This is a genomic window from Paenibacillus sp. FSL R10-2782, assembly GCF_038592985.1.
Lineage (GTDB): Bacteria > Bacillota > Bacilli > Paenibacillales > Paenibacillaceae > Paenibacillus > Paenibacillus terrae_C.
The window spans coordinates 1,272,595-1,294,600 of the sequence record NZ_CP151951.1 but is presented as its reverse complement, the minus strand read 5'-3'; the positions used below and the strand labels follow the sequence as shown (position 1 = coordinate 1,294,600).

At 49.5% G+C, this 22,006-nt stretch carries 19 protein-coding genes and 1 riboswitch; of the genes, 2 read left to right on the top strand and 17 right to left on the bottom strand.

Annotation, left to right across the window (positions count from 1 at the left end; all coding sequences use genetic code 11):
• Positions 1 to 625: 625 nt before the first annotated feature.
• The 7 genes from NST83_RS05900 to NST83_RS05870 all read right to left on the bottom strand — a co-directional run bounded on the left by NST83_RS05900 (position 626) and on the right by NST83_RS05870 (position 7,650).
• Positions 626 to 1,894: a hypothetical protein gene (locus tag NST83_RS05900; protein WP_342416943.1), complete on the bottom strand. Its 1,269-nt coding sequence runs from the start codon at positions 1,892 to 1,894 to the stop codon at positions 626 to 628.
• Positions 1,881 to 3,224 carry a flippase gene (locus NST83_RS05895; RefSeq protein ID WP_342416942.1) on the bottom strand — a complete coding sequence of 448 codons (1,344 nt, stop codon included), beginning with the start codon at positions 3,222 to 3,224 and terminating at the stop codon, positions 1,881 to 1,883. Before NST83_RS05895 ends, NST83_RS05900 begins: the two co-directional genes overlap by 14 nt.
• 122 nt (positions 3,225 to 3,346) lie before the next feature.
• Positions 3,347 to 4,336, bottom strand: a complete 990-nt coding sequence (gmd, locus tag NST83_RS05890) for a GDP-mannose 4,6-dehydratase (protein ID WP_342416941.1) — start codon at positions 4,334 to 4,336, stop codon at positions 3,347 to 3,349.
• 21 nt (positions 4,337 to 4,357) lie between these two features.
• The gene (locus tag NST83_RS05885) at positions 4,358 to 5,296 is read right to left on the bottom strand and encodes a GDP-L-fucose synthase (RefSeq protein ID WP_342416940.1); all 939 of its coding nucleotides are present in this window, start codon (positions 5,294 to 5,296) and stop codon (positions 4,358 to 4,360) included.
• Between the two features lie 31 nt (positions 5,297 to 5,327).
• Positions 5,328 to 5,993 (bottom strand): sugar transferase, encoded by a 666-nt coding sequence (locus tag NST83_RS05880; protein ID WP_342416939.1) that lies wholly within the window; start codon positions 5,991 to 5,993, stop codon positions 5,328 to 5,330.
• A gap of 132 nt (positions 5,994 to 6,125) precedes the next feature.
• Positions 6,126 to 6,812, bottom strand: coding sequence for a CpsD/CapB family tyrosine-protein kinase (locus NST83_RS05875; RefSeq protein WP_342416938.1), 687 nt, complete (start codon positions 6,810 to 6,812; stop codon positions 6,126 to 6,128).
• A complete protein-coding gene (locus NST83_RS05870) occupies positions 6,793 to 7,650 on the bottom strand; it encodes a Wzz/FepE/Etk N-terminal domain-containing protein (protein ID WP_342417886.1) in 858 nt (285 codons plus the stop codon). The genes NST83_RS05875 and NST83_RS05870 overlap by 20 nt, the downstream gene beginning before the upstream one ends.
• 200 nt (positions 7,651 to 7,850) lie before the next feature.
• Between NST83_RS05870 and NST83_RS05865 the strand changes: the two genes are divergently transcribed.
• On the top strand, positions 7,851 to 8,219 hold the full coding sequence (locus tag NST83_RS05865; protein ID WP_137061923.1) for a helix-turn-helix transcriptional regulator: 369 nt from the start codon (positions 7,851 to 7,853) through the stop codon (positions 8,217 to 8,219).
• 55 nt (positions 8,220 to 8,274) lie between these two features.
• Here the strand turns inward: NST83_RS05865 and NST83_RS05860 are convergent, their stop codons facing one another.
• The 4 genes from NST83_RS05860 to NST83_RS05845 form a co-directional block, all read right to left on the bottom strand.
• Complete coding sequence (locus tag NST83_RS05860) at positions 8,275 to 8,457, bottom strand: hypothetical protein (protein WP_137061922.1); 183 nt, start codon at positions 8,455 to 8,457, stop codon at positions 8,275 to 8,277.
• A gap of 310 nt (positions 8,458 to 8,767) precedes the next feature.
• Positions 8,768 to 11,056, bottom strand: a complete 2,289-nt coding sequence (locus tag NST83_RS05855) for a hypothetical protein (RefSeq protein ID WP_342416937.1) — start codon at positions 11,054 to 11,056, stop codon at positions 8,768 to 8,770.
• Positions 11,057 to 11,105: 49 nt separating this feature from the next.
• Positions 11,106 to 12,731, bottom strand: a complete 1,626-nt coding sequence (locus NST83_RS05850) for a glycosyl hydrolase (RefSeq protein ID WP_342416936.1) — start codon at positions 12,729 to 12,731, stop codon at positions 11,106 to 11,108.
• Positions 12,712 to 12,792: riboswitch (cyclic di-GMP riboswitch) on the bottom strand. Its footprint overlaps the gene before it by 20 nt.
• A 162-nt stretch (positions 12,793 to 12,954) precedes the next feature.
• On the bottom strand, positions 12,955 to 14,331 hold the full coding sequence (locus NST83_RS05845) for a sugar phosphate nucleotidyltransferase (protein WP_342416935.1): 1,377 nt from the start codon (positions 14,329 to 14,331) through the stop codon (positions 12,955 to 12,957).
• A gap of 48 nt (positions 14,332 to 14,379) precedes the next feature.
• Between NST83_RS05845 and NST83_RS05840 the strand changes: the two genes are divergently transcribed.
• Positions 14,380 to 14,613: a hypothetical protein gene (locus NST83_RS05840; protein ID WP_342416934.1), complete on the top strand. Its 234-nt coding sequence runs from the start codon at positions 14,380 to 14,382 to the stop codon at positions 14,611 to 14,613.
• A 372-nt stretch (positions 14,614 to 14,985) separates the two neighbouring features.
• Here the strand turns inward: NST83_RS05840 and NST83_RS05835 are convergent, their stop codons facing one another.
• Genes NST83_RS05835 through NST83_RS05810 form a run of 6 tightly spaced genes read right to left on the bottom strand, consistent with a single transcriptional unit; the run spans position 14,986 to position 22,006 of the window.
• Positions 14,986 to 16,314, bottom strand: coding sequence for a UDP-glucose/GDP-mannose dehydrogenase family protein (locus tag NST83_RS05835; protein WP_342416933.1), 1,329 nt, complete (start codon positions 16,312 to 16,314; stop codon positions 14,986 to 14,988).
• 5 nt (positions 16,315 to 16,319) lie between these two features.
• Positions 16,320 to 17,420, bottom strand: a complete 1,101-nt coding sequence (locus NST83_RS05830) for a glycosyltransferase (RefSeq protein WP_342416932.1) — start codon at positions 17,418 to 17,420, stop codon at positions 16,320 to 16,322.
• A 28-nt stretch (positions 17,421 to 17,448) separates the two neighbouring features.
• Positions 17,449 to 18,597 carry a glycosyltransferase family 4 protein gene (locus NST83_RS05825; RefSeq protein WP_342416931.1) on the bottom strand — a complete coding sequence of 383 codons (1,149 nt, stop codon included), beginning with the start codon at positions 18,595 to 18,597 and terminating at the stop codon, positions 17,449 to 17,451.
• The gene (locus NST83_RS05820) at positions 18,591 to 19,778 is read right to left on the bottom strand and encodes a glycosyltransferase family 4 protein (RefSeq protein WP_137061916.1); all 1,188 of its coding nucleotides are present in this window, start codon (positions 19,776 to 19,778) and stop codon (positions 18,591 to 18,593) included. Before NST83_RS05820 ends, NST83_RS05825 begins: the two co-directional genes overlap by 7 nt.
• Positions 19,765 to 20,604, bottom strand: coding sequence for a glycosyltransferase family 2 protein (locus tag NST83_RS05815; protein WP_137061915.1), 840 nt, complete (start codon positions 20,602 to 20,604; stop codon positions 19,765 to 19,767). The genes NST83_RS05820 and NST83_RS05815 overlap by 14 nt, the downstream gene beginning before the upstream one ends.
• 22 nt (positions 20,605 to 20,626) lie before the next feature.
• Positions 20,627 to 22,006, bottom strand: coding sequence for an oligosaccharide flippase family protein (locus NST83_RS05810; protein ID WP_342416930.1), 1,380 nt, complete (start codon positions 22,004 to 22,006; stop codon positions 20,627 to 20,629).

Genomic DNA, 22,006 nt, shown 5'->3' with positions numbered 1-22,006 from the left:
AGAGACCGCTGCGCACTCCATTTGATCTTCCGATCGCTGTTGCAGTGGGATTCTTGGATGATATAAAACATTCCAAGGTAAGAATCCCACTGCAAAGGCGAACGCTAGCGCTTCTTCAGATTCAAATGGACCGCTTCGCTGCTGACCGCCGTGTCCATAAAGTCACCCTAATTTAAAAAAAGGGAACTTAGGGCATGAAGTGCCCCCGCTGCGCGGGTTACGCGGGCGGATGCACGCAGGCGTTGACTACGCTGGTTTGTATGCTGGTGCAATAGCGGCAAGCGATTGAACAAGCATGGGCGCTATCGCTGGGATGCGTGCCCGACGAGATGTTCACGGCGATAGGGCGAAGCTATCGCCGGGCGGCTCTTACCTCACCACCCATCCTATGGGCAGGGGGAATTCTTTTTGGCGGCGGCGGGAAGTAGCGGAGGGTAGGATTTGAATCTGGAGAAGCGTCAGCGTTCGCCTCAAAGCTTTCCGTAGGAAAGCTCGCTTCGGAAGCATACCCCTGTGGGATTCCGCCCCTATGGGGCTTATTTAATCCAAGGAATCCCACAGCAACAGCGATCGGAAGATCAAATGCTACTCGAAGCGCCTTACACCGACAGTCGTAGCTAGGAGATCAAATCCGTCCCGAAGCGGCCTCTCCCCTCCAAACCGAACTTTCCCCCTGCCGCTGTTTTTCTTCCATCATCTGCATATTAAAATGATCTGCTCCTTTAAGCTGGGCAGCCGCCATATCTGCCACCAAGGTCACGCTCGACTCCATCGGGACAAAGCGGTATTTGTAGGCCGTAAGCCGATGGTCCGTTTCGTGAAATAAAATATCCTGCGCGTAGTTGCCCCAACGATCCTTGGGCATCAAGTCAATCGTCATGCCCGCATGGGCGGAGGGCAGCAGCATATTGGAGCCGTGAATGCCGATCACTAATCGGCTGGCAGCATACACCTCGCATACTCGCAGCTCACTTTCCCGGTCGAAGCGTGCGACACGTTCGTCCGTAATCCATGCCGGGAAGCTCCCGGTGCGACCCAATCCGGCAACCGTAAAACGGTAATCTGGAAAGGATTCCCGCAACCTGCGGAACAACCGAATGATTTTGCGGCGCTGATGATAAATCAGCGGTTTAAGCCAACGTTTGAGCTGCGGAAATTTCTGCACTGCCCGTGCGATATGATGGCTGCCGCTCCACAAGCGGTCTTCCCTCCATACGAAGGTAATTCGCGGCTCCGACTCACGACCATCCTCATAACGCGGGATACCCGTAAACTGCTCAATATCGAACTGACTAGGGTGTGAATACGCCGGACTGACATGGACCTCATCAAAACGTACCAGTTCCTCTATCATCCGATGATGCAGCACCGGATAAAAGTTGCGGGCCTTGCTGAACGGCACATCGACTGTCCAGATTTCAGCCACACATGCGGGAACCATCCACTCCAACGATTTTTGCACAATAACGACGATGCCCAGCTCCGGCGATTGTTCGTATTCCCGCTGCACATTTAGCAGCTTGAGCAAAGCGTGACCATACAAATAATCAATCGTATTGACGATGATGATGCGCTTAAAGGGTTTCATTTTATGCACAGTCATACCAACCGCCAAATCATAGGAAGGACTTAGCAACGCTTGCCGCAAGGGCTCTCCGAGCCATTTTCTCGACTTCGCATCTCCCGTCAATGTATAGTTGGGCACTTCTACCCGATAGGGTGAATACGTGGCATGACCGACCGGCATATCCTCGATATATTCACGTCCACAGCCCTCACACCAAGTGCTGACACATACATGAATTCCCTGCCACAGCACCTCTCCGCCCCGTACCTTATCTCCACAATGCGGACATTGTCCCTCATGCTGAACAAACGGTTTAATGGGTATCATGATTGTTCTCTCCAACTTTCGGTACTGTAATATGAACACGCCAGAAGCTCAGGATCGACTGGATCATCCAGCCCAAATTGGCTTTGGCTTCCTTAAACAGCAAATCGAATAGAAATACAGATATCGTAAAAGACAAGATGGTCGCCACCAGAGAGCCTCGAACACCAAGCAACGGGATAAGCGCATAATTTAAAGCCACATTTGTGACCGCACCCACGATAGAGGTCAGCAGCGTATATTTGAACAAATTTTCATTCGTGATAAACAAGCTTTTGGCAACACTGAAATTGGTGAAAAACAGACGAATCGCAAACAGCGACAGCAAAGAGCCTGCCTCGGTAAATTCCCGCCCATACAGCACGACCACCACCCACTGGGACAGAAAAAACAACGGTATCGAGGTCACAAGAAAACAGATAAACATCAACCGATACACGTTGGACAACGTCTGTCTGTATTCGTCGCTCCCTTTCATCTTGGAACGGGTCACCACCGGGGCATATGCTGTGGTAAGGACGACTGGAATAAAGCCCAGCACTTCAATGAGTCGGAGTGCAACAGAATATTGCCCCACCGCCGCATCTCCCAGCATCTCGCCGATAATGACCTGATCGATCCGTGCCTGTACATATACAGCGGAGGATGACAAAATAAGTGGCCAACTGTGATTCATAATCCGTCGTGCTGTGGTTAAGCTGAACGTCCACTTGTGCATACGCCGTCCTTCCTTACGGAAGAAATACAGCAGAATCAGACTTCCCAGCAGAAACTCGCCGTGAGCGCACAGCGCCACCACCCAGATGGGGACACCGGACAGCAATAAAATGATTTTAACGGTGGAGCTGAGGACAAAGGCTGTGTTCTTGGCAATGACCGTGTATTTGGACAACATCTGCGCCCGGAACCAGTAGTCGATGATATCAAACAACTGAAACACCGAGGCCGTTGCAAGGATCAGATTGATCAACCGTACGGAACTATTCTCCGGTCTGAGCAGCGAAATGAAGGAGCATGACAAGACAATGGCTACCACAGTACCCGCCAGCTTCAGCAGAATCGTCGTACCCAGTAACTCATGCTCATCCTTGGGGTCCTTGACAAGATCACGCACCAATATGGAATCAAAGCCAAGCGTCGTGAAAATCAGGAACATCCCGAAAAAAGATTCCGCATAATTCCACTTCCCCAACTGCTCCGGTCCGAGCACTCTTGCCATGATAATGCTGACCGCCAGGCCAAACACCATGCGGATCATCTTGTCACCGAACAGCCAGGACGTATTCACCAGCAGACTTCTGCGTGGCTTGGCGCGATTTTTGACTAATGTCATAAGCTCTACTCCATCTTGAAAAATGACCTTTCGCACGGCTCCATACCATACTGTTCTGCCGACGCGACTACAATAATGTACAGCGAAGAGACCTCCCGGCCAGCGGGCGGTCCCTCCATGTCTTACACGACGACGGAAGCTTCGACCGCAGCCTGCCTTTTTACCCGCTCCAAGTCTGTATCCACCATCATATGAATGAGCTGCTCGAAGCCTACTTCCACTCGCCAGCCCAGCTTTTCCTTCGCCTTGGCGCAATCGCCGAGCAGTAGATCCACCTCTGCCGGACGGACGAACTGAGGATCAATGACGACATAATCCTCATAGTTCAGACCTACATGGGAAAAGGCAATTTGCAGCAGTTCGCGGACGGAATGCATTTCTCCCGTGGAAATGACGTAATCATCCGGTTGATCCTGCTGGAGCATCATCCACATTGCCTTAACGTAATCCCCCGCAAACCCCCAGTCCCGCAGCGAATCCAGATTCCCCATGCGCAGCTCCTGCTGCAAACCCAGCTTGATACGGGCTACAGCATCCGTCACTTTGCGTGTTACAAACTCCAGCCCACGGCGGGGCGATTCATGATTGAACAAAATGCCCGAGCATGCGAACATATCAAAGCTTTCGCGGTAGTTCACGGTGATCCAATGACCGTACACTTTGGCGACACCGTAAGGGCTGCGCGGGTAAAATGGGGTCATTTCTGTCTGCGGCGTCTCCAGCACCTTGCCGAACATCTCACTGCTCGACGCCTGATAAAAGCGCGTGTCCGGCTTGGCAATCCGTACCGCCTCCAGCATATTGGTGACGGATAGCGCTGTAATCTGCCCGGTAGCCAAGGGCTGCGGCCATGAGGCCGCGACGAAGGATTGGGCAGCCAGGTTATAGACCTCATCCGGGTCAGACTGACGCACGGCTTCGATGAGCGAGGCCAGATCGGTCATATCACCGGAAAGCCAATGAATGTCATTCTGGATATGTGCCACATTTTCAAAGTTCGGCGTACTGGTGCGTCTGCGTACCCCGTACACCTCATAATCTTTGGACAGCAGCAACTCAGCCAGATAAGATCCGTCCTGTCCGGTAATCCCTGTGATCAGCGCTTTTTTCATTCCTATTCCCCCACCGTTTTTTTATTGTTCAACCAGATCCAGACCTTGAAATGCCTGATAGACAGACGTTAATCCCTCTTCCAATGGAATACGCGCCGACCAGCCCAGTCCGGAAATTCGGGTCACATCTACCAGCTTGCGCGGTGTGCCATCGGGAGCGGACGTGTTAAAGGTAATTTCCCCCTCATAACCGACGACTTCCTTCACCCTTTCAGCCAGCTCCCGGATAGAAATATCCTCCCCAACGCCGATGTTCACAATCTCATTTCCCTCATAGCTATTCATCAGGAACAGACAGGCTTCCGCCAAATCATCCGAATGAAGAAATTCACGGCGCGGTGTGCCGGAGCCCCATACTTCTACCGTTGGGGACTGATTCAGCTTGGCTTCGTGAAACTTGCGGATGAGCGCAGGCAGCACATGAGAGGTCTGGAGATCAAAATTGTCGCCTGGACCGTACAAATTCGTAGGCATCACCGAAATAAAACGGGTTCCATATTGACGGTTGTAGGACTGGCACATTTTAATCCCGGCGATTTTAGCGATAGCATAGGCTTCATTCGTAGGCTCCAGCTCACCTGTGAGCAGATATTCCTCCCGCAATGGCTGCGGGGCAAATTTGGGATAAATACAGGTAGACCCAAGGAATAGCAGCTTGCTTACATTCGCCCGGTATGACGCGTCTATCACATTCGTCTGTATGAGCAGGTTGTCACGGATAAAATCGGCTGGGTAATCGTTATTTGCCAAAATCCCGCCTACCTTGGCTGCTGCCAGAAACACATAATCAATAGACCCGGTTTCAAAAAAACGGTCTACCGCTTCTTTATTGCGCAGGTCCAGTTCACTGCTTGTGCGAGTGATCAGGTTACGATAGCCTGCTTTGCTCAATGCCCGAACAATGGCGGAGCCCACCAGTCCGTTATGCCCTGCTACATATATGTTGGAATGAAGATCCATGCTTTCCCCTGCCCTTCCTGTTGGAGTGAATTTAATATGCATCGTTGGAGCCCAATAGCACCCGGAACGTTTTCAGCATGATGATAATATCCGTGCGTAAACTACGTCTGGATATGTATTCCAGATCTAACTCTACCATCTGGTTAAAGCTCAGATGATTACGACCGCTGACCTGCCATAGGCCGGTACAGCCTGGCGTAACCGTCAGACGCAGCTTATCCCTAACCGTATAATCATCAACTTCTCTCGGCAGCGGAGGTCTGGGTCCTACCAGACTCATCTGCCCACGTAATACATTCAACAGTTGCGGCAGCTCATCAATGCTCGTTCTGCGCAGGAAGCGCCCAATACGGGTGATGCGTGGATCATCCCGCATTTTGAACATTGCACCTTCGATTTCATTTTCCAGCAGCAACGTAGACAATTTATCCTCAGCATCGGACACCATGGAACGAAATTTGATCATGCGAAACGGCCGCTCATTTTTACCAATACGAACTTGATAAAATAACGCGCTTCCTCTCGGATCCTCCAGCTTAATCAGCAAAATCACGAGTAGAAATACCGGGCATAGCACGATTAATCCAATGAACGACAGCACGATGTCCATACTTCGCTTTATGAACGGATACACGCTCAAACCTTGCCGGCGTTCAACCCCATGAGCGGCCGAATACACTTCCACTGATGTACTCAAAGCTTCGGCCTCGTTCGAGTGGGAAGACACAGCTCATCACCTCAGTTTCCAATTGATTTGGCTTCAGATTAATAAGTATCATTTATTCATTGTTACAAGAATTTAATTGACTTTCATTTCCCTTTTTTCTATTCATGTCAGGTTACGTTCCTCCATGCCGCGCTCCGCACGAGTATTCGACCGTTTCACGTTGTTGAGCACCACGCCCAAAATACGTGCCTTTACTCGTTCCAAATTGGCTTTCGCTTTCTTGACGAGATCCTTTTTGACCTTCCCTGCCTGGACCACCAAAATCACTCCGTCACACATGGCGCTTATAATGAAGCCATCCGGAAAGGACAGCAACGGCGGCGTATCCATTAAAATCACATCATAACGCTCCTTCAGCTCAGCCAGAAGAGCTTTCATTCTGCGGGAGCTGAGCATTTCGGACGGATTCGGCGGAGTCGGTCCAGCTGTAATGGCATACAGATGATCAATCCCGGTTTCCTGAACTATTTCCTGCCACGGCTGCTGGTTGGCAAGGACCCGCGTCAGTCCAGTATGATTACGCAAGCCGAACATGTGGTGCAAGGAAGAGCGGCGCAAATCCATGTCCATGACCAGCACCTTCTTCCCCTCTTGCGCATACGTTACAGCCAAATTGCTGATCGTAACCGTCCTGCCTTCACCCGCCTGAGCTGATGCGACCATCATAACCTCAATCGGTTCATCTATAGAAGAAAACTGAATGTTCGTGCGAAGCATACGGTACTCCTCCGAAACAGGAGATTGGGCATGTAGGGATGTGACAAGCTGGTTATTGATTAATCGCGGCATATTGTCCTTCACCTACCTGTTTGGGAGTTGTAGCTGAACCGTCGGAGCGTCTGTCTTCTTTTTTCATTTTCGTAATCAGGGATAGGGTAGGCAGGCCGAGTTCTTTCTCAACATCCTCTTCATTTTTAAAGGTATCGTCCAGCACTTCCAGCAAAAACGACAAGCCTATACCCAGCAACAAGGAGACGGAAAAAGCAATGAACATCTGTATAGCGGGATTGCTATTCACGGGAACAGCCGGTTCAGTCAGACTGGCTTCGCTTAGAATCGTGACGTTGTCCATTTTCATGATAGAGGGAATTTGTCGTTTGAATACTTTGGCTACCGCATTTACGGTTTTGACAGCCTTCGTATACGATAAATCACGGATTGTTAAATCCATGACCTGTGAATCACCTGCGGTGTTTACTCTTAGTTTTTGCGTCAGAGCTGAAGGAGTGGCCTTGAGATCGGGGAAGCTGGTGACCACCTGATCCATAATTGCCGAGGACATCATAATTTGCTTATAGGAGTTCGTTAAGGCTATATTCGTTTGAACGACACTGTAATCGACGACACCTGCTCGATCCGGCCTTGGTGTCTGGTTGATAATAAGCTTCGCTGTCGCTTCATAAATCTGAGGGGTAAAATATACATTTTTCACGCCCACCACAGCACATACCAACAATACGATACCGCCAATCAACCATATTCTTTTTCGGATCATACGGATGTACTCTTTCAACTGCACAAGACCAGTCCTCTCTGATTGACTTGTTTTCGATGCAATGACGCTTGTACTGATCCTCTGCGTAGCATGACCATATAATCTATAGTAAAATGTTGTATAATAGCGCATAGAAGGTCTAGCCAGCGAATAAGCACAAGTGCAAACCATCGGTGGCCTCCCAAGGTATATAAACGATAACATATGGTTAAAACTATAAAACATAGATACGTTATGTATCTTACATAACTAATTTATGATACGAATCGTATCTTGTCAAGTGTAAAATCGCTTTTTTTCTTTCTCAACCTTGCATTCAGGAGGAATATCAGATGAATTATGGCACCCGCATCGCTGAATTACGGGAATATAAGGGATTAAAACAAGAGGAACTAGCGCAATCTCTCGGAATTACGCGGGCGGCTCTTTCTCACTATGAAAAAAACCGGCGCAAGCCAGATTTTGAGATACTGACCAAGCTTGCAGACATTTTCGGGGTGTCCATTGATTACTTGGTAGGACGCACTAGCCATCCGGCAGCAATTTTGGATTCAGATGTGAGGGAATTTGTGGACCAGTTGGAGCTGTCCGATGAAGATATCCTGCAACGTTTTAATTTGACCATTGATGGAAGAACTTTGTCTGAGGAAGAAGCCAAGCGTTTTATCGCGTTTGTCCGCATGGAACGAATGATGAAATAAAGAAGGATGGGAGCCGGTTCACTCCTATTTTTAAGAAGTACCGGCAACCGATATTTTACAAGCTCTTATCCTTTCGGCCCTTGGTTCCGTCAGCTTCGCTCTGTAGACAATGCGGCATCGTGATGCCGCATTGAAGCAAAATATCCCGGATGTCCAAGTGGACGACAGGTTTGTCTGCTTTCCGTACATTGTTACGTACAAGAGGGTTGTCCATCCCTGATTCTGTCTCCTTGTTCATTCGGCACTAACCTCACTTTATCATTCTTGGTCACCGGAAAGAGAATCCCCACAAACCATGTATGTATAGTTATGAGCAAAACTATTATATATGAATACATACCTGCAATGTTGTCGTCTTATGGCGAGAAAATTAAAGGATTTTCGTGTTTTTTTCTAAAATATACGCAATGAACTGCCAAATCAGAACCATTTACAGATAAAAAAGAACCTGTCGGGTCCTACTTTCTCCCGATAGGTTCTTAGGCATTCTATTTTCGGTTGCATGTAAGGTATTCTTCGACTCTGGTCCTACTCTGTATCTGTCCTGATTAAGCGACCTCGGCCGCGGGAGACACCTGAGTGCCCCCAGTCGCTCGGACTTTGTAGGCGTAGTGACTTCCGGCTTTCACCGTGTGGTCCGTATACGTGCTTCCCGCTACTTCCGAGGCAATCACCTGATACGCCCCGTCTGTCCCGTCCGCACGCAGCACATCATAGGCGGATACGCCTTCTGCCTGAAGCCAATCAATCTTTACCGCGCCTTCCTGAACAGAGGCGGCCTTCACCTCTGTAGGGGCCGAAGCTGCGGCCTGATCTGCACTTTTCAATTCCAGAATGTATTGGACCGACTCGCCGGGCCCCAGCTTTTCTTCAAAATCAAGGGAAGGCGAAGCCTTGAGTCCTGATATGGAACGCTGTGCCTGGCTGTACGTAGAGCCAGCTCCGAAGCGTTCACCCGTGTACAAACCGACTTTCGGCAACGTCACCCGTACACGGATCGTCTGTGCTGTGGATTCAAAATTCACCAGATTCACCAGCAATTTGTCCGAGGTGGCCCCACTGCCAGCCAGCGGTTTCAGTTTAGACGTATCCACTGCACGGACATAGACCATCTTATCCTTCGTTTCCTCTGGATTCAGGACCGTATAAGTCAATGGTTTTCCGTGTGTGGCATAAGCCAGACTCAAGCGTCTCATGATGTTTACACGGCTGTCCTGCCCTTGTCCGAACGGATAAATTTCCGTATTCGCCGGATTGTGATTTTGCAAGTCAAAGCCGGTTTTAAACAACGTGTAGTCCTTATAAAAAGCAGCATGCTGGATAAACATATCGGCAAAACCGATCTGCGAACGCATAATCCGGTCGAATGCTGCTGCTTGTGGCTGACTGGCCCCGTAATCAGGGTTGTCCCGATGCGTATCGTTCGTACCAAACTCCGTATTCAGCATCTTCTTCTCCAGCCCATTGCTCGAACCGCCGAAGGTTTTCAAATTTTGGACGAAGCTGCCCCCGCCCTCTTCATTATACGATTCGCCATAGGCGTGCCCGTTAGTCAGGTCGGTGACATCCTCCAGTTGTTTACGCTGTGCCGGGTCCCGCTCCCATCCATCCGGATCGCCGCATTTCGGCGTACCTCCGGTTTGGTTTTTACAAGCCTTGGTCGAATACGTCGGCCAGTAGGCCCAGCCCGGCGCTACCGTTTTGAGATGCGGCGCCAATTGCTTACCTTCCGTATTCAGCCACTTGGCAACGGCCAGATTGACCGCTTTCGAGCGGTTAAACAATCCCGGTTCATTATCCACTTCATAATATTGCAGGTATGAACCATATTTTTTTACATAATCGCGCAACTTCTGCTTGGCTGTCTCCGGCAGGGAACCGTCTTTTTGCAGCTTGATATCGCCCGTATATAAATACAAGGCCGACGATTGCATATTATACTGCTTCAACGTTTGGTAGTACTCTCCCACGTCTGTGCATGCCTTGTTCACATTACTGGCACAGGTGACTCTCATGACATTGCCGCTATATGCAATTCCCAGCCATTTGAGAACGTATGGTAAATGTTTTACCGCACCCTGATCATAATAAAATTCTTTATTGTTCACATTCGTTCCGGTCAGTATATATTTACCGTGTATCGGCTCAGTCGCAGGTGAAGCTAACGTCTCCAAGCTCAAGTCATCCCAAGTCCACCACACATTTTTATCTTCAGCAGAGGAGCAGTATAGGCAGCGTGCTGTCTTTAGCTTGAGTACGTTAACACCGCTTTGCAATTGCTCTTTGGGGATATACAGCTCGTAGTTGTTTTTGAAATTATATGCACTGCCTGTGCCGGAAACCCCGGCAATCTGAATGATACCGGACAACTGATGATTTGAAAATACAGCCATTTGGGGAACGGCTTTACCCGCATCCAAAATCCGTACACGGAATATCATCCCGTTGGGAGGAACCTGATCCAGCTTGTACTGGAGTGATAGTTCAGGATTCATGGACGCATTTAAACCGGGAGGAATATCTCCACTGCTGAGCAATACCGGAGCCGTTGTACTTTCTGCTATGGACATCGCTGACGATGCTCCTTTAGCAGACGACTCGGTGGAGGCCGCCGAAATATTGACATTGTCCTTACCAACCATACCTTTAAATTCTGCTGAAGAGTCATCCCGCTGACCAATCTTCCATACCGGACTGGCCGCCGCTACTTTAATCGTCTGAAGTTCTTCACTCTTGGGAGGCGTATGAATAAACCAGGCAATCAGCGCTATAGCTGCGACCCCTAGCAGCCCGGCCAATACTACTATATACCTTTGGGTCAACCAATTTTTCATCATTGTGCTCCACCCTCTCTCCTCAAAATTTTTGGCGGGGAAAGAGTATATATCAAGGAAGAAACAAAGCGTTGCCGGGAATTACCGCTTTCGCTTCATGCTGACTTTCCCACATCAGACGTGCCATTGCGTCGCCTTTTTCATCATAATATTCAACTTTCAAATCTGCCATTTTGCCTGCTTGCAAGGTAATGCTGCCCTTGCGTTCCGTCCAGCTTTGTTTGAACCAGCTATCAATAACCAGCTTGCCGTCTACCCATACACGAATACCATCATCAGAAATCGTGGTAAACGTATAGGTCTCACTGTATTGCGGCTTGATTTTGCCCGTCCAGCGGACCGAGAACTGATCAGCCTTCACCTTGGGATCAGGCGAGGCCGCACGCCAGTTATAATCCAGCATACTGTCTGTACGAACCAAAACAGTGGTGCCGTCCAGATCCATACTGTTAAAATATTCACCCCGCAACCCGTTCGCATAAACCATATCCGGAACGGAAGGCGGGGTTGGTTTACTTACCACTGGCGGAGCCGGAGTTGGATCGTTTGACCCCGTGTCCGGTACGGTCGGTAGCTCCGTGTCAGGTTCTTTCATCGCAGCTAATCCTTTTTTCACATCATCCCGCGTCAAGCTTGTCGAATCATTCATATAATCCTGAATCTGATCCGTCGTGTTATTTTCGGTCAGCATCTTGCCCCAGGTCATGGAATACACCCATTTTGGCTGAGCCTGCATCACCTCGGGACTGGGTACCTCACCATGTTCCCCAATGGCAATCGGCTTATTCCGTGCCAGTCCGAGCAGTCCTTCGTAATGGCTTTGCTTAAAATCATGGTTGTAAATGTCTACAGCCAAAATATCCACTTTGTCATCCCCCGGATATTTCGGGGTATATGGGACAGTGTACGAATTAGGCGCATTCGGACTCCATACCCACAGCAGATTGTTCAGTTGATGCGTGTTTGCAAAACGGTCATACATGATATCCCATAGCTGATTGAAATTGTTTTTATTTCCCCACCAGAACCAGTCGCCGTTCATTTCGTGGTAAGGTCTCCATAATACTGGAACTCCTGCATCACGAAGCTGCTTTAACGATATAGCGACCTTATCCAGATCGGCAATGAGAAGATTATACTGCGCAGTACCCGGCGTCACATATTTATTAAACTCCGCCTGGCTTACTTTCGCCTGCACATTAGCCCAAGTCAGTGGTTTACCCGGCAGCGGTTCATGATAAGTCATTGTAACCATGCCGCCATCTCTACTCCAACGTATGGCGCTATCGACGACATTTTTACGTTGTGCTGCCTCCGTAGTGGCGGACTGACCGGAGATGGCCCCCATCTCGTAGCCATGTACACCAACATACGCCTTACTGATTTTTTGGACCTTGTTGCTTAATTCATCCGGACTTTCCAAATAGTCATGTTGACCTGTGACCATTTTTTTCCCGGAGATGCTGATCAAATAGCTGTATAGTTCACGGGCCTCAGCAGAAGCGTCCGAATTAACAGGCTGTAATGTGGCAGCATTCGCCACGGACAGAGATTCACCGAAACCGACAGGCAACAAAGAAAAAAGCATAACAACGGGGAGTACACTGCGTATCCATCGATACACAGGGGTAAAATAGGGGCTCACTCTCGCTCTTCCTTTCGGTAGCCAGGCTGCCATCCTCACGGAAGGCCCTTTAGCTTTGCGTACCTGCCTTTCAACAGGGCTGCGTTTATCGTGGAAGGAGTTTGGATTCCTTCTTACCCTAAGTATCGACTTTTTTTTACCAAAATTTAATAGGTCATGTTTATGAATTTACAGATTTTCGTGTATTTTCGACAGTTTGAGCTAAATAACTTCATAAATGAGTCTTTTTTTCATCTTTCAGGATTTCGCAAAATATTTATGAAATAAACTTGTGACGGGAAATTTCATCCCAATCCATGCAAAAACGGACAATATCCTCTTCGATCAACTCAGAACCTGTCTGTACCTCGATCAATTCCACATCAGTCACGGCTAAAATACTATGCTTCGTCCCTTCTGGAATACGAACCACATCACCAGCCTTCACCTTATGCAGCTTTTCATTCAAAATAATTTCCGCTTCACCGCTAATAATGGTCCAAATTTCACTCCGTTTGAAATGAAGCTGGTAGCTGATATTTTTGCCTTGCAGCACACGGATTCGCTTGGTCAATACCTCGTTGCCCTCGTCATACTTCACATAATCCACTACCCGATAATGCCCCCAACGGCGCTCTTCGTACATTGGACGCTGATTATGAGCCTTGAGCACTTCCTTGATGCGCGGACTTTCCGCCTTATTGGTCACAAGGATGCCATCCGGGCTGGCAGCTACGATCAGATCATTCGTTCCAATGATTGCCACGGGGATATCCAGTTCGTTGATAAGGCTCGTATTGACGCAATCCTCCGTGACTACGCCTCTGCCCACTTGCTGATGTGACATTTCTTCCGTTAAGGTGTTCCAAGTACCTAAATCCTTCCAGAATCCATCATACGGGAGAACAACGATGTCCTGCTCCTTCTCGACTACCTCATAGTCAAAGCTGATTTTTTCCAGAGAAGAATATTGCTTTTGCATTTCTTCATAGTTCAGCGGCAAACCTTTGGATGCCAAGATATCGAGCAAGTAACCCAATTTGAATGCAAAAACCCCGCAGTTCCATAGAGCATTGCGTTCCATCAGACGCTCCGCCTGCTCCCGGTCGGGTTTCTCTTGAAAATGGCTCACTTCGCGGTAGCCTGTGCTACCTTGTGTGGCATCATTTTTCGGTATAATGTAACCATATTTCTCAGAGGGATAGGAAGGGACAACCCCGATTAGTGCAAGCTTGCCTTCACTCTCCTGAAGAGTATGTTCCAACTGGGCGACTGTAGCAAAGAAAGCATCCTCTACATAGGGATCTACCGGCAATATAGCAACAATTTCATCGGGCGAAACTCCAACGATGGAATATAGATAAGTCGCTGTCAGCGCAATGGCAGGAAAGGTATCTCTTCGCTCCGGCTCAACAATGATGCGCGTATCCTGCCCAACCTGACTCTGAATCATTTCAACCTGCGCTCTCCCTGTTGCAATAAACGAGGATTCGGACAAGCCGTTATCCCCCAGTTGTCTCCACACCCGCTGCACCATAGATTCCGAATTACCCTCTGGACTCTCCAGCACCTTCAAAAATTGTTTGGAACGGGAATCGTTGGACAAAGGCCATAATCTCTTACCGGAACCACCAGACAAAAGTACGAGCTTCATAACTCTCCACTTCCTCTCTAAATGTATGGGTGATCGGATGGGGCAAAGTTGAGTAGCCCGAGCCCGCTACGGGATGGATTTGATCTTACGATCGCTGTTGCTACTCCAGATTCAAATCCATCCCTGCGCTACTCAAAAATGCATCATGCCGATCATACCGTGTATTGCAAAAGGCACAACCGGACGATTCATGTCCGGTCAGCCTGTAAAGACGCTCGCGTGCTTGCAGGCTTCAAGTATCAGTCGGCCCTGCCACGCCCTTGCTCGGAAGGAGCAGCATAGAGTAAACACATGACAGCCCCGCAGGAGTAGCATAGCGCATTCTCACAGTAGCCTTGCTCCGCAGGAGCGGCGCGGCTTTGATCCGAAGGAGCGGCTTCACTGAGCCGCTCCTTCGGATCTGCCCTTCCTACCTCCCCCCATAAGGTGGGAGGTTAAAAATCGTGACTCCATGCGGTAAAAGCAACGGAGCGGGCAGAATTGTTCTGAAGAAGCGTCAGCGTTTGCCTTTATCCCCGGATTTTAACCTTTGAATGTTTTATACAATCAAGAAAATCCGGGGGTAACAGCAATCGGAAGAACAATCTGCACGCGTAGCGCCTCCAACACCACCACAGTCACTTTTTAATGTTCCACTTTTATATCCGTCACTTTTTAAGCTTCCACCTTATCCCGATTCCACCCACTCATCCGCGGACGACCCACGGAATAGTATTCCAGCCCGGAGCCTTGAATCTGCTCCTCCGTAAATACGTTACGACCGTCAATCAGGACTGGCTTGTGCAGAATGGAAGACAATTGTACGAGATTGACGTTTTTGAACTCTTCCCAATCGGTCAGCAGGCAGACCGCGTCGCTTCCTTCGGCAGCTTGCTGCGGGGATGAGCACCATACAATATTCGGATGATCCACGCGCTCCTTGAATTTTTCCATTGCAATCGGATCATACAGCTTCACAATAGCACCTGCCTGAATCAGCGTTTCAACGATTTCCAGTGCCGGAGCCTCGCGGATATCGTCTGTATTCGGCTTGAAGGCCAAGCCCCAAATGCCAATCGGCACGCCGTGCAGCTGACCCAGCGATTCGCGCAGCTTGGATACGATCATGAAACGCTGGTCCGTGTTCACCTCGACCACCGATTTTAACAGCTTAAATTCATAATCCACATTACCCGCAATTTGGATGAGCGCATTCGTGTCTTTCGGGAAGCAAGAGCCACCGTACCCAATCCCTGCTTGCAGGAAAGAGGACCCGATTCGTTTGTCCATCCCCATGCCGTCAGCCACACAGGTAACATCCGCGCCTACCTTTTCGCAAATATTGGCGATTTCGTTGATAAACGAAATTTTGGTCGCCAGAAATGCGTTGGACGCGTATTTGATCATCTCGGCACTGCGGATATCCGTTACATAAATTTTATCCGTGAACACCTGATGCAGCGTAACCATCGTTTCACGCAGCCCCGTATTGTCCAAACCGATAATGATGCGATCTGGATGGAGAGTATCATTGATAGCAGAGCCTTCTCTCAAAAATTCCGGAGCGGATACAATATCGAAGGACAAACTCGTATGATGAGCCAGCACGTCCTTGATCTTTTCGTTCGTTCCGACAGGCACCGTGCTCTTGGTCATAATAATTTTATACCCGTTCATGGCCTTCCCGACATCAGCAGCCGCCTGCTCAATGTAGGACAAATTCGCTTCACCGTTAGCTAGAGACGGCGTACCCACCGCCAAAATAACGATATCCGAGCGGCGAACCGCGTCGGCCAAATCCGAAGTAAACTCCAAACGACCCGCTTCCATATTTAACGCGATCAATTCCTCTATGCCAGGTTCATAAATAGGAGATTCAGCCCGGTTCAGCATATCAATTTTGTACTGCTCCAGATCGACACAAATCACCTCATTACCTTTATGTGCAAAACACACGCCCGAGACGAGCCCAACGTATCCAGTACCGATTACAGCCAGCTTCATTCCGTTCATCCTCCTTTTAGAAAGTTCACATAGGCTTGCTCTACATACTTTTTGAAATGATCCTTGAACGTATCTTCATCAAATTTGCGTGCATGGCTAATGATACCGTCCACATCCCATGCATGCTGCTCGACCTTGGCGACCGCCTCCAGCACATCCTCTACCTGATGTCTACGGAAAAATACACCATTCACATGAGGAACAATGGTATCCAGCGCTCCCCCGCCCTGATAAGCGATAACAGGCCGCCCAGCTGCATTCGCCTCCAGAGGCGTGATACCGAAGTCCTCCTCCCCCGGAAAAACGAGCGCCCGGCATTCTGCCATCAGCTTGTTGACCTCTTCGTCTTCAAGTCTGCCAAGAAACTCAATATTCGGGGAGGCCATGCCCTCCAGTCTTTTACGATCCGGTCCTTCACCGACAATGCGCAGCTTGAGACCATTGCGCTTGAATGCTTCAATCGCCAGGTCAACGCGCTTGTAGGACACTAACCGGGATACGATCAGGTAATAGTCACCAATGCTTGTAGCACGTTGGAAACGGGATGTATTAACAGGAGGGAAAATGACATCCGACTCCCGCTGGTAATAGTGCAGAATTCTCCGTTGGACGACCGAAGAGTTGGCGACAAATTGGTTTACATTGCGAGAAGTTTTGGCATCCCATGTTTTCAACCGATTCATGTACAGCTTTAGCATGCTTTTGAGCAGGTTGGATTTGGACTGCCGGGCCATATATGTATCGTAATCCCAGGCAAACCGCATCGGTGTGTGACAATAACAAATGTGAAACGTATGCTTAGGTACCTGGATGCTTTTCATAAATGCGCTGCTGGAGCTTAAAACAATGTCGAAATCCCTAAAATCAAAATCACGGATAGCAATGGGGTACAGCGGCAGCACTCCTTTGAAATTGGCCTTCACTCCCGGGATGTGCTGTAGCCAGGTGGCTCTAATATCTGCATCCTTCAAGTTGTTCGACAGGCGGTCGTCGCTGAACACCGTTGTGAAGATTGGAGCCTTCGGATACATATCGTGGAATACCTCTACCACCCTTTCCGCTCCGCCCATTTGGATTAAGTAATCGTGTGCTATCGCTATTTTCATCTGAATCATCCTTTAACGCGAATGTCGGTCAGACTCCTGCCAACAAACCCTTATAGTAATGAACTATATCCTTAACGGTGTTCTCGATAACAAAATGTTTCCTGACCCGTTCCATCCCTTTATCGCCCATGTGCTGACGTTCCTGCGGATGCTCCAGCATCCAGCGGATGGCTTCTTCCAGCTTGGCCGGATCACCCGGTTCAATAAGCAGCCCGGTTTCGTTCGGTACAACGGTTTCCTTGGGTCCACCCTCATTCGAAGCAATCACTGGCAGACCTGCAGCCATGCCCTCAATAATGACCTGCCCGAACGGCTCCGGTGTAATGGAGGTGTGAATGAGCAGATCACAGCGCTGCATCAAGCCCTGAATGTCATCGACGTGTCCAAGTAAGTTAACGTTGTCTAATCCGTATTCGCGCATCGTGGATTCCAGACGGCGTTTGTATTCCTCTTCGCCGAACAGCGCATCCCCAGCCAGCCAAAATTTCACACGCTTATCTGGTAAAAAAGAGCGAGCAGCTTCCAGTAAAATGTGCTGTCCCTTCCACTCTGCCAGTCTGCCGACCAATACGACGTTAAACGAGTCATCGTCACGTGAATTTGCAGTCGCATCACGGGCCGTAATCGCTTTGGCAAATGCCGAGTAGACGACGAGCGTCTTTTTGTCCGGGGGCAGCTCCAGCGCACTCAGCGTGGACTTGGAATTGGCAATGACGCCGTTAGGCAAAAAGCGGGACATCAGCCGAATGCCTTTGGCCACAATCGGCTTCAGGTACGGTGGGCCGATATGGTCACGGATATGCCAGATCAACGGCACCTTCGCTGACTTCGCGGCTACCGCGCCGTAGAACGCCGACTTGAGTGAGTTCGTGTGAACACACACGACCTTTTCCTCGCGCAGCAAAGGCGCAAGCTTTTTCCCATAAGCCAACAGTCGGTAGGCTGCCGCAGGCGCACCCAGATTGACGGCATTCCGTCCCCGATTGCGAATGGAATCATCCAGCGGAACGATACGTACATCAATGTTGCGCTGCCGAAGACGATCTGCCAAATCGCCTTCCTCCGCCAAAATCACCAGCGGATCGATATGTTCCCCGATGTTCGTCAGTATGTTATACAACGCGACTTCGCCGCCGCTCCATCTTGCCGTGTGGTCAATATAAGCTATTCTCAGCATTTTGCAGCCGCCTTTCTGTCAAGGACCTGCCGGAACACATCTTCCACCTGCTCCACCACATGTCCCCACGTATATTTGCTCAGGACATGGTCCCTGCATTCCCGTGCGTTGGGAAGGGCTTCGCGGTTATCCAGCACACGCAGCAGTCCTTCCGCAATGGCTTCGCTGTCCGTTCCCCGGAACAACAGCTCCGGACGGAATCCACTTAAAATTTCCCTGTTGCCGCCTACAGGAGTCGCCATCACCGGAACCCCCGAGGCCATCGCTTCCACCGTAATCAGGCCGAAGCCCTCCAGTGCCTGTGTCGGCACAACGAACATATTCGATGCCTGATGATACAGGGGAAGTTCCTCATCCGATACATATCCAAGCAATCTTACATGATTATGAAGATTGTATTCTGCCACCTTGGAAGCCAGTTCCTCCATCAGAGGTCCCTTCCCTCCAATCAGCAGTAGATGATCAGGATGACGCTCAATTACCCGCCGCCATGCTTCCAGCAGTTGCAGCAGTCCCATTCGGTTAACAAGACGACGGACGGTCAGCACAATCGTCGCATTCTGTGGCAAATTCAGCCGTTCCCGCACCGTCCCCCGATCCTCTGCCGGATGGAACCTCTCTATATTGGCTGCACCGGGAATGATATGGATTTTGCTGAGTGGAACCTTATAATGCTCATGCAGAATATCCCGAAAGGTTTCACTCAGCACTACAAATTTGTCCGCCAGGCCATATGCCTTCATTTCAATGGATTTGGCCAACGTTGTTTTCAGCAGATGCTTGAGGCCTTGCCCTTCAATTTTCATTTCCTCCGTCCATGGGCCGTGGAAGGTGGTGACTACCGGAATTCCCCGTTTTTTCGCCTCCAGCGCCGGTCCGACACCATAGGGGGCAAAATGGGAGTACAGCACATCTATCGGCTGCTTGTCGAACAGCGTTGCTGCATATTTTTGCATCAGCTCTCGACGCTTCCAGATGGATTGCTGCTTGCTGCCAATCGAATGAATTCGGATATTTTCAGGTACTTGCGGCTTCTCATCGCTACAGATTAAAGCATCCAGCGTATTTTGCTCTGCCAGTTGCTCACAGATGGATTTGAAGTACGTGTTTAATCCGCCGGGCTGCAGGGACGGCCAGCTAAGCCCTGTTGCTGCAATGCGAAAACCGTTATTGTACGACATAGCTGGTTTCTCCTTTCTGCTCGGTCTGTCCGTCTTCCACAATCTCTATTTTTTTCCGCCGCTTCGTCAGCTCATAATGCTTGAAGCAGACCAGAAACTCGTACATCACCCAAAAGACCGCTACAGCAAAACCTGCCAATCCCTTGCGGTATAAGCCTTGGACAAAATACTTCTGCACAAAGCGGGCTGGAGGTCGCAACAACAGCCTGGAAATCCGAAAGGATCTGCCTTTGTTAAAGGCCGTCTCTGCTTCGAGGTCCGTATACTTGTTAAAACGGGTCATATGATCACTGATACTGCGGAAGCCGTAGTGCCATAACACACCCTCCAGTTTAATGATCTGGGAAGAGGCTACATCCGGCATTTCATGAACAAGACTATTCGTAATGCCGTAAATACGCCGATTGTACAGACGAACCAAATGCTCGCCTTTGTTCATCCATTTGCCCAAAAAATCACCAATTCGAAACACAGAGTATGCTTTGGCAGGATCATGGAGCGTTTCCTTGACCTTCAACAAATTTCCAAGAAGCTCCGCATCTACCACCTCGTCTGTATCAATCAGGAAAATCCAATCAAACTCGGCTTTTTCAACACCAAACATGCGCTGCTTCGCATAACCGGGCCATGGGTTGGAAAACACCCGACAGCCCAATGATTCAGCTACCTGAATCGTATTGTCCTTGCTCCCTCCGTCAATGACGACGATATCGTCCGCAAAGGGCTGGCAGGATTTAATGGCGGCTGTGATTCGAGTACCATCATCCTGAGCGATAATAACTACGGATATCCGGTTGTCCGCGGGAACGCTAGACATGTGGTTCATTAGGGGGTGCCTCCTTCTTTATCTAACCGTTAACTGGCTTTTTCCGGATGTAGTGTGACATCGTTGATCGGAGCCATTGAATATCTTGTTTGGAAATAAGCAGTCTCGGAATTTTCATTTTCAGAACGAATTTAACATTACATAAAATGAAACCGAACCGTAGAATCCCCGAAGACAGCATTGCTATCCCTGCACCCGTCAAGCCGTATCTCGGAACGAGTATAGACAGCAATGGTATGACGAGCGCCAATCCGACACCCTGTAGGATGGTAACCAGCTTGGGCTTACCCAGCGCCATGAATTGCTGTGCCAGCACCATGGTTCCTCCGCTGATAGCAACCTCAAGCACCAGTAACCGGAATACCGTAAGCGCTTGTTTAAACTCCTGACCATATAGCAATGTAAATACGAACGGAGCAATCAGCATCAGCATCATGGCAGCCAGAATCGTTGCTGTTGAAGTCACCCGAAATGCCCGGAATGTTATTGCAACCGCATCCTCCTTGTTTAACCCGGAGGCTTTGGGAAAGAGCACGACGATAATCGAGGTTGAAAATACATTCACCATCCGGGCCAGGCTGACCGCTACCGCATATAAGCCGAGATCAGCCGGTCTGAGCAGACCTGCAATCAGGATCTGGTCGATATAATAAGAAACCTGCCCCATGAGATCATTGCCGTATGAGCCCATGCCGTAGGTAAAGAGATTTTTGAATTGCGTCCAGCTGTTCTTCACCTTCGGTTTGTACAGCCGAACCATTCGAATCGTGACACCGATATAAATCGGCAAACCTGGCAGCAAATAGGCCAAGGCTGAGGTATACGGATTCATTTGACCCGTCAGGATTAGGATCGTCAGACCCAGCAGCGTACTCAGCGGTACCAGATACCGAAACAAATTGTACTGCTTGTATTCCGACCGGACCTGAAGCAATGCATTATTAATCTGTGAGATCGCGATAAGCGGACACATCATCATGGAGCATTGGGCGAACAGGATGACCGATGAAGAAAAGGAGCGCAGCCAATATGGAATCAGGAACACGCCGATAAGTGTCGCCAAGCCCCCGAACATCGTCGCCAGTAGCAAGGCGAGGCCGTACAGCTTGCCTGTTTCCTCTGGGTTCCTTTTCGCATTGTAAATCAACGCAGACGGGACACCGAAGCTCATGCAGAAGGCGAGAAATTGGGACCAGTTCACCATCGCGGTCTGTTCCCCGCGTCCGGTAGGACCCAGGAATCGGGCCGTCAGCACGCCAGTCAGCATGTTTACGACGAGAATCAGCATGCTGAATATCATCGTTTTAACTGCTGCCGAGCTGCTATCCTTGCTTTTGGCAAAGCGAACGACCGTGGACCATAGTGTTCGGACAGGTGCGGATATTGTTTGTAAGTTTTGCAC

Bases quoted from the DNA above. Each gene is read 5' to 3' on its own strand.
- NST83_RS05900 (WP_342416943.1), bottom strand. From the start codon at position 1,894: ATGATACCCATTAAACCGTTTGTTCAGCATGAGGGACAATGTCCGCAT.
- NST83_RS05860 (WP_137061922.1), bottom strand. From the start codon at position 8,457: ATGAACAAGGAGACAGAATCAGGGATGGACAACCCTCTTGTACGTAAC.
- NST83_RS05885 (WP_342416940.1), bottom strand. From the start codon at position 5,296: ATGGATCTTCATTCCAACATATATGTAGCAGGGCATAACGGACTGGTG.
- NST83_RS05855 (WP_342416937.1), bottom strand. From the start codon at position 11,056: ATGATGAAAAATTGGTTGACCCAAAGGTATATAGTAGTATTGGCCGGG.
- NST83_RS05875 (WP_342416938.1), bottom strand. From the start codon at position 6,812: ATGCCGCGATTAATCAATAACCAGCTTGTCACATCCCTACATGCCCAA.
- NST83_RS05895 (WP_342416942.1), bottom strand. From the start codon at position 3,224: ATGACATTAGTCAAAAATCGCGCCAAGCCACGCAGAAGTCTGCTGGTG.
- NST83_RS05865 (WP_137061923.1), top strand. From the start codon at position 7,851: ATGAATTATGGCACCCGCATCGCTGAATTACGGGAATATAAGGGATTA.
- NST83_RS05845 (WP_342416935.1), bottom strand. From the start codon at position 14,331: ATGAAGCTCGTACTTTTGTCTGGTGGTTCCGGTAAGAGATTATGGCCT.
- NST83_RS05830 (WP_342416932.1), bottom strand. From the start codon at position 17,420: ATGAAAATAGCGATAGCACACGATTACTTAATCCAAATGGGCGGAGCG.
- NST83_RS05850 (WP_342416936.1), bottom strand. From the start codon at position 12,731: ATGGCAGCCTGGCTACCGAAAGGAAGAGCGAGAGTGAGCCCCTATTTT.
- gmd (WP_342416941.1), bottom strand. From the start codon at position 4,336: ATGAAAAAAGCGCTGATCACAGGGATTACCGGACAGGACGGATCTTAT.
- NST83_RS05815 (WP_137061915.1), bottom strand. From the start codon at position 20,604: ATGAACCACATGTCTAGCGTTCCCGCGGACAACCGGATATCCGTAGTT.
- NST83_RS05870 (WP_342417886.1), bottom strand. From the start codon at position 7,650: ATGCGCTATTATACAACATTTTACTATAGATTATATGGTCATGCTACG.
- NST83_RS05820 (WP_137061916.1), bottom strand. From the start codon at position 19,778: ATGTCGTACAATAACGGTTTTCGCATTGCAGCAACAGGGCTTAGCTGG.
- NST83_RS05825 (WP_342416931.1), bottom strand. From the start codon at position 18,597: ATGCTGAGAATAGCTTATATTGACCACACGGCAAGATGGAGCGGCGGC.
- NST83_RS05835 (WP_342416933.1), bottom strand. From the start codon at position 16,314: ATGAAGCTGGCTGTAATCGGTACTGGATACGTTGGGCTCGTCTCGGGC.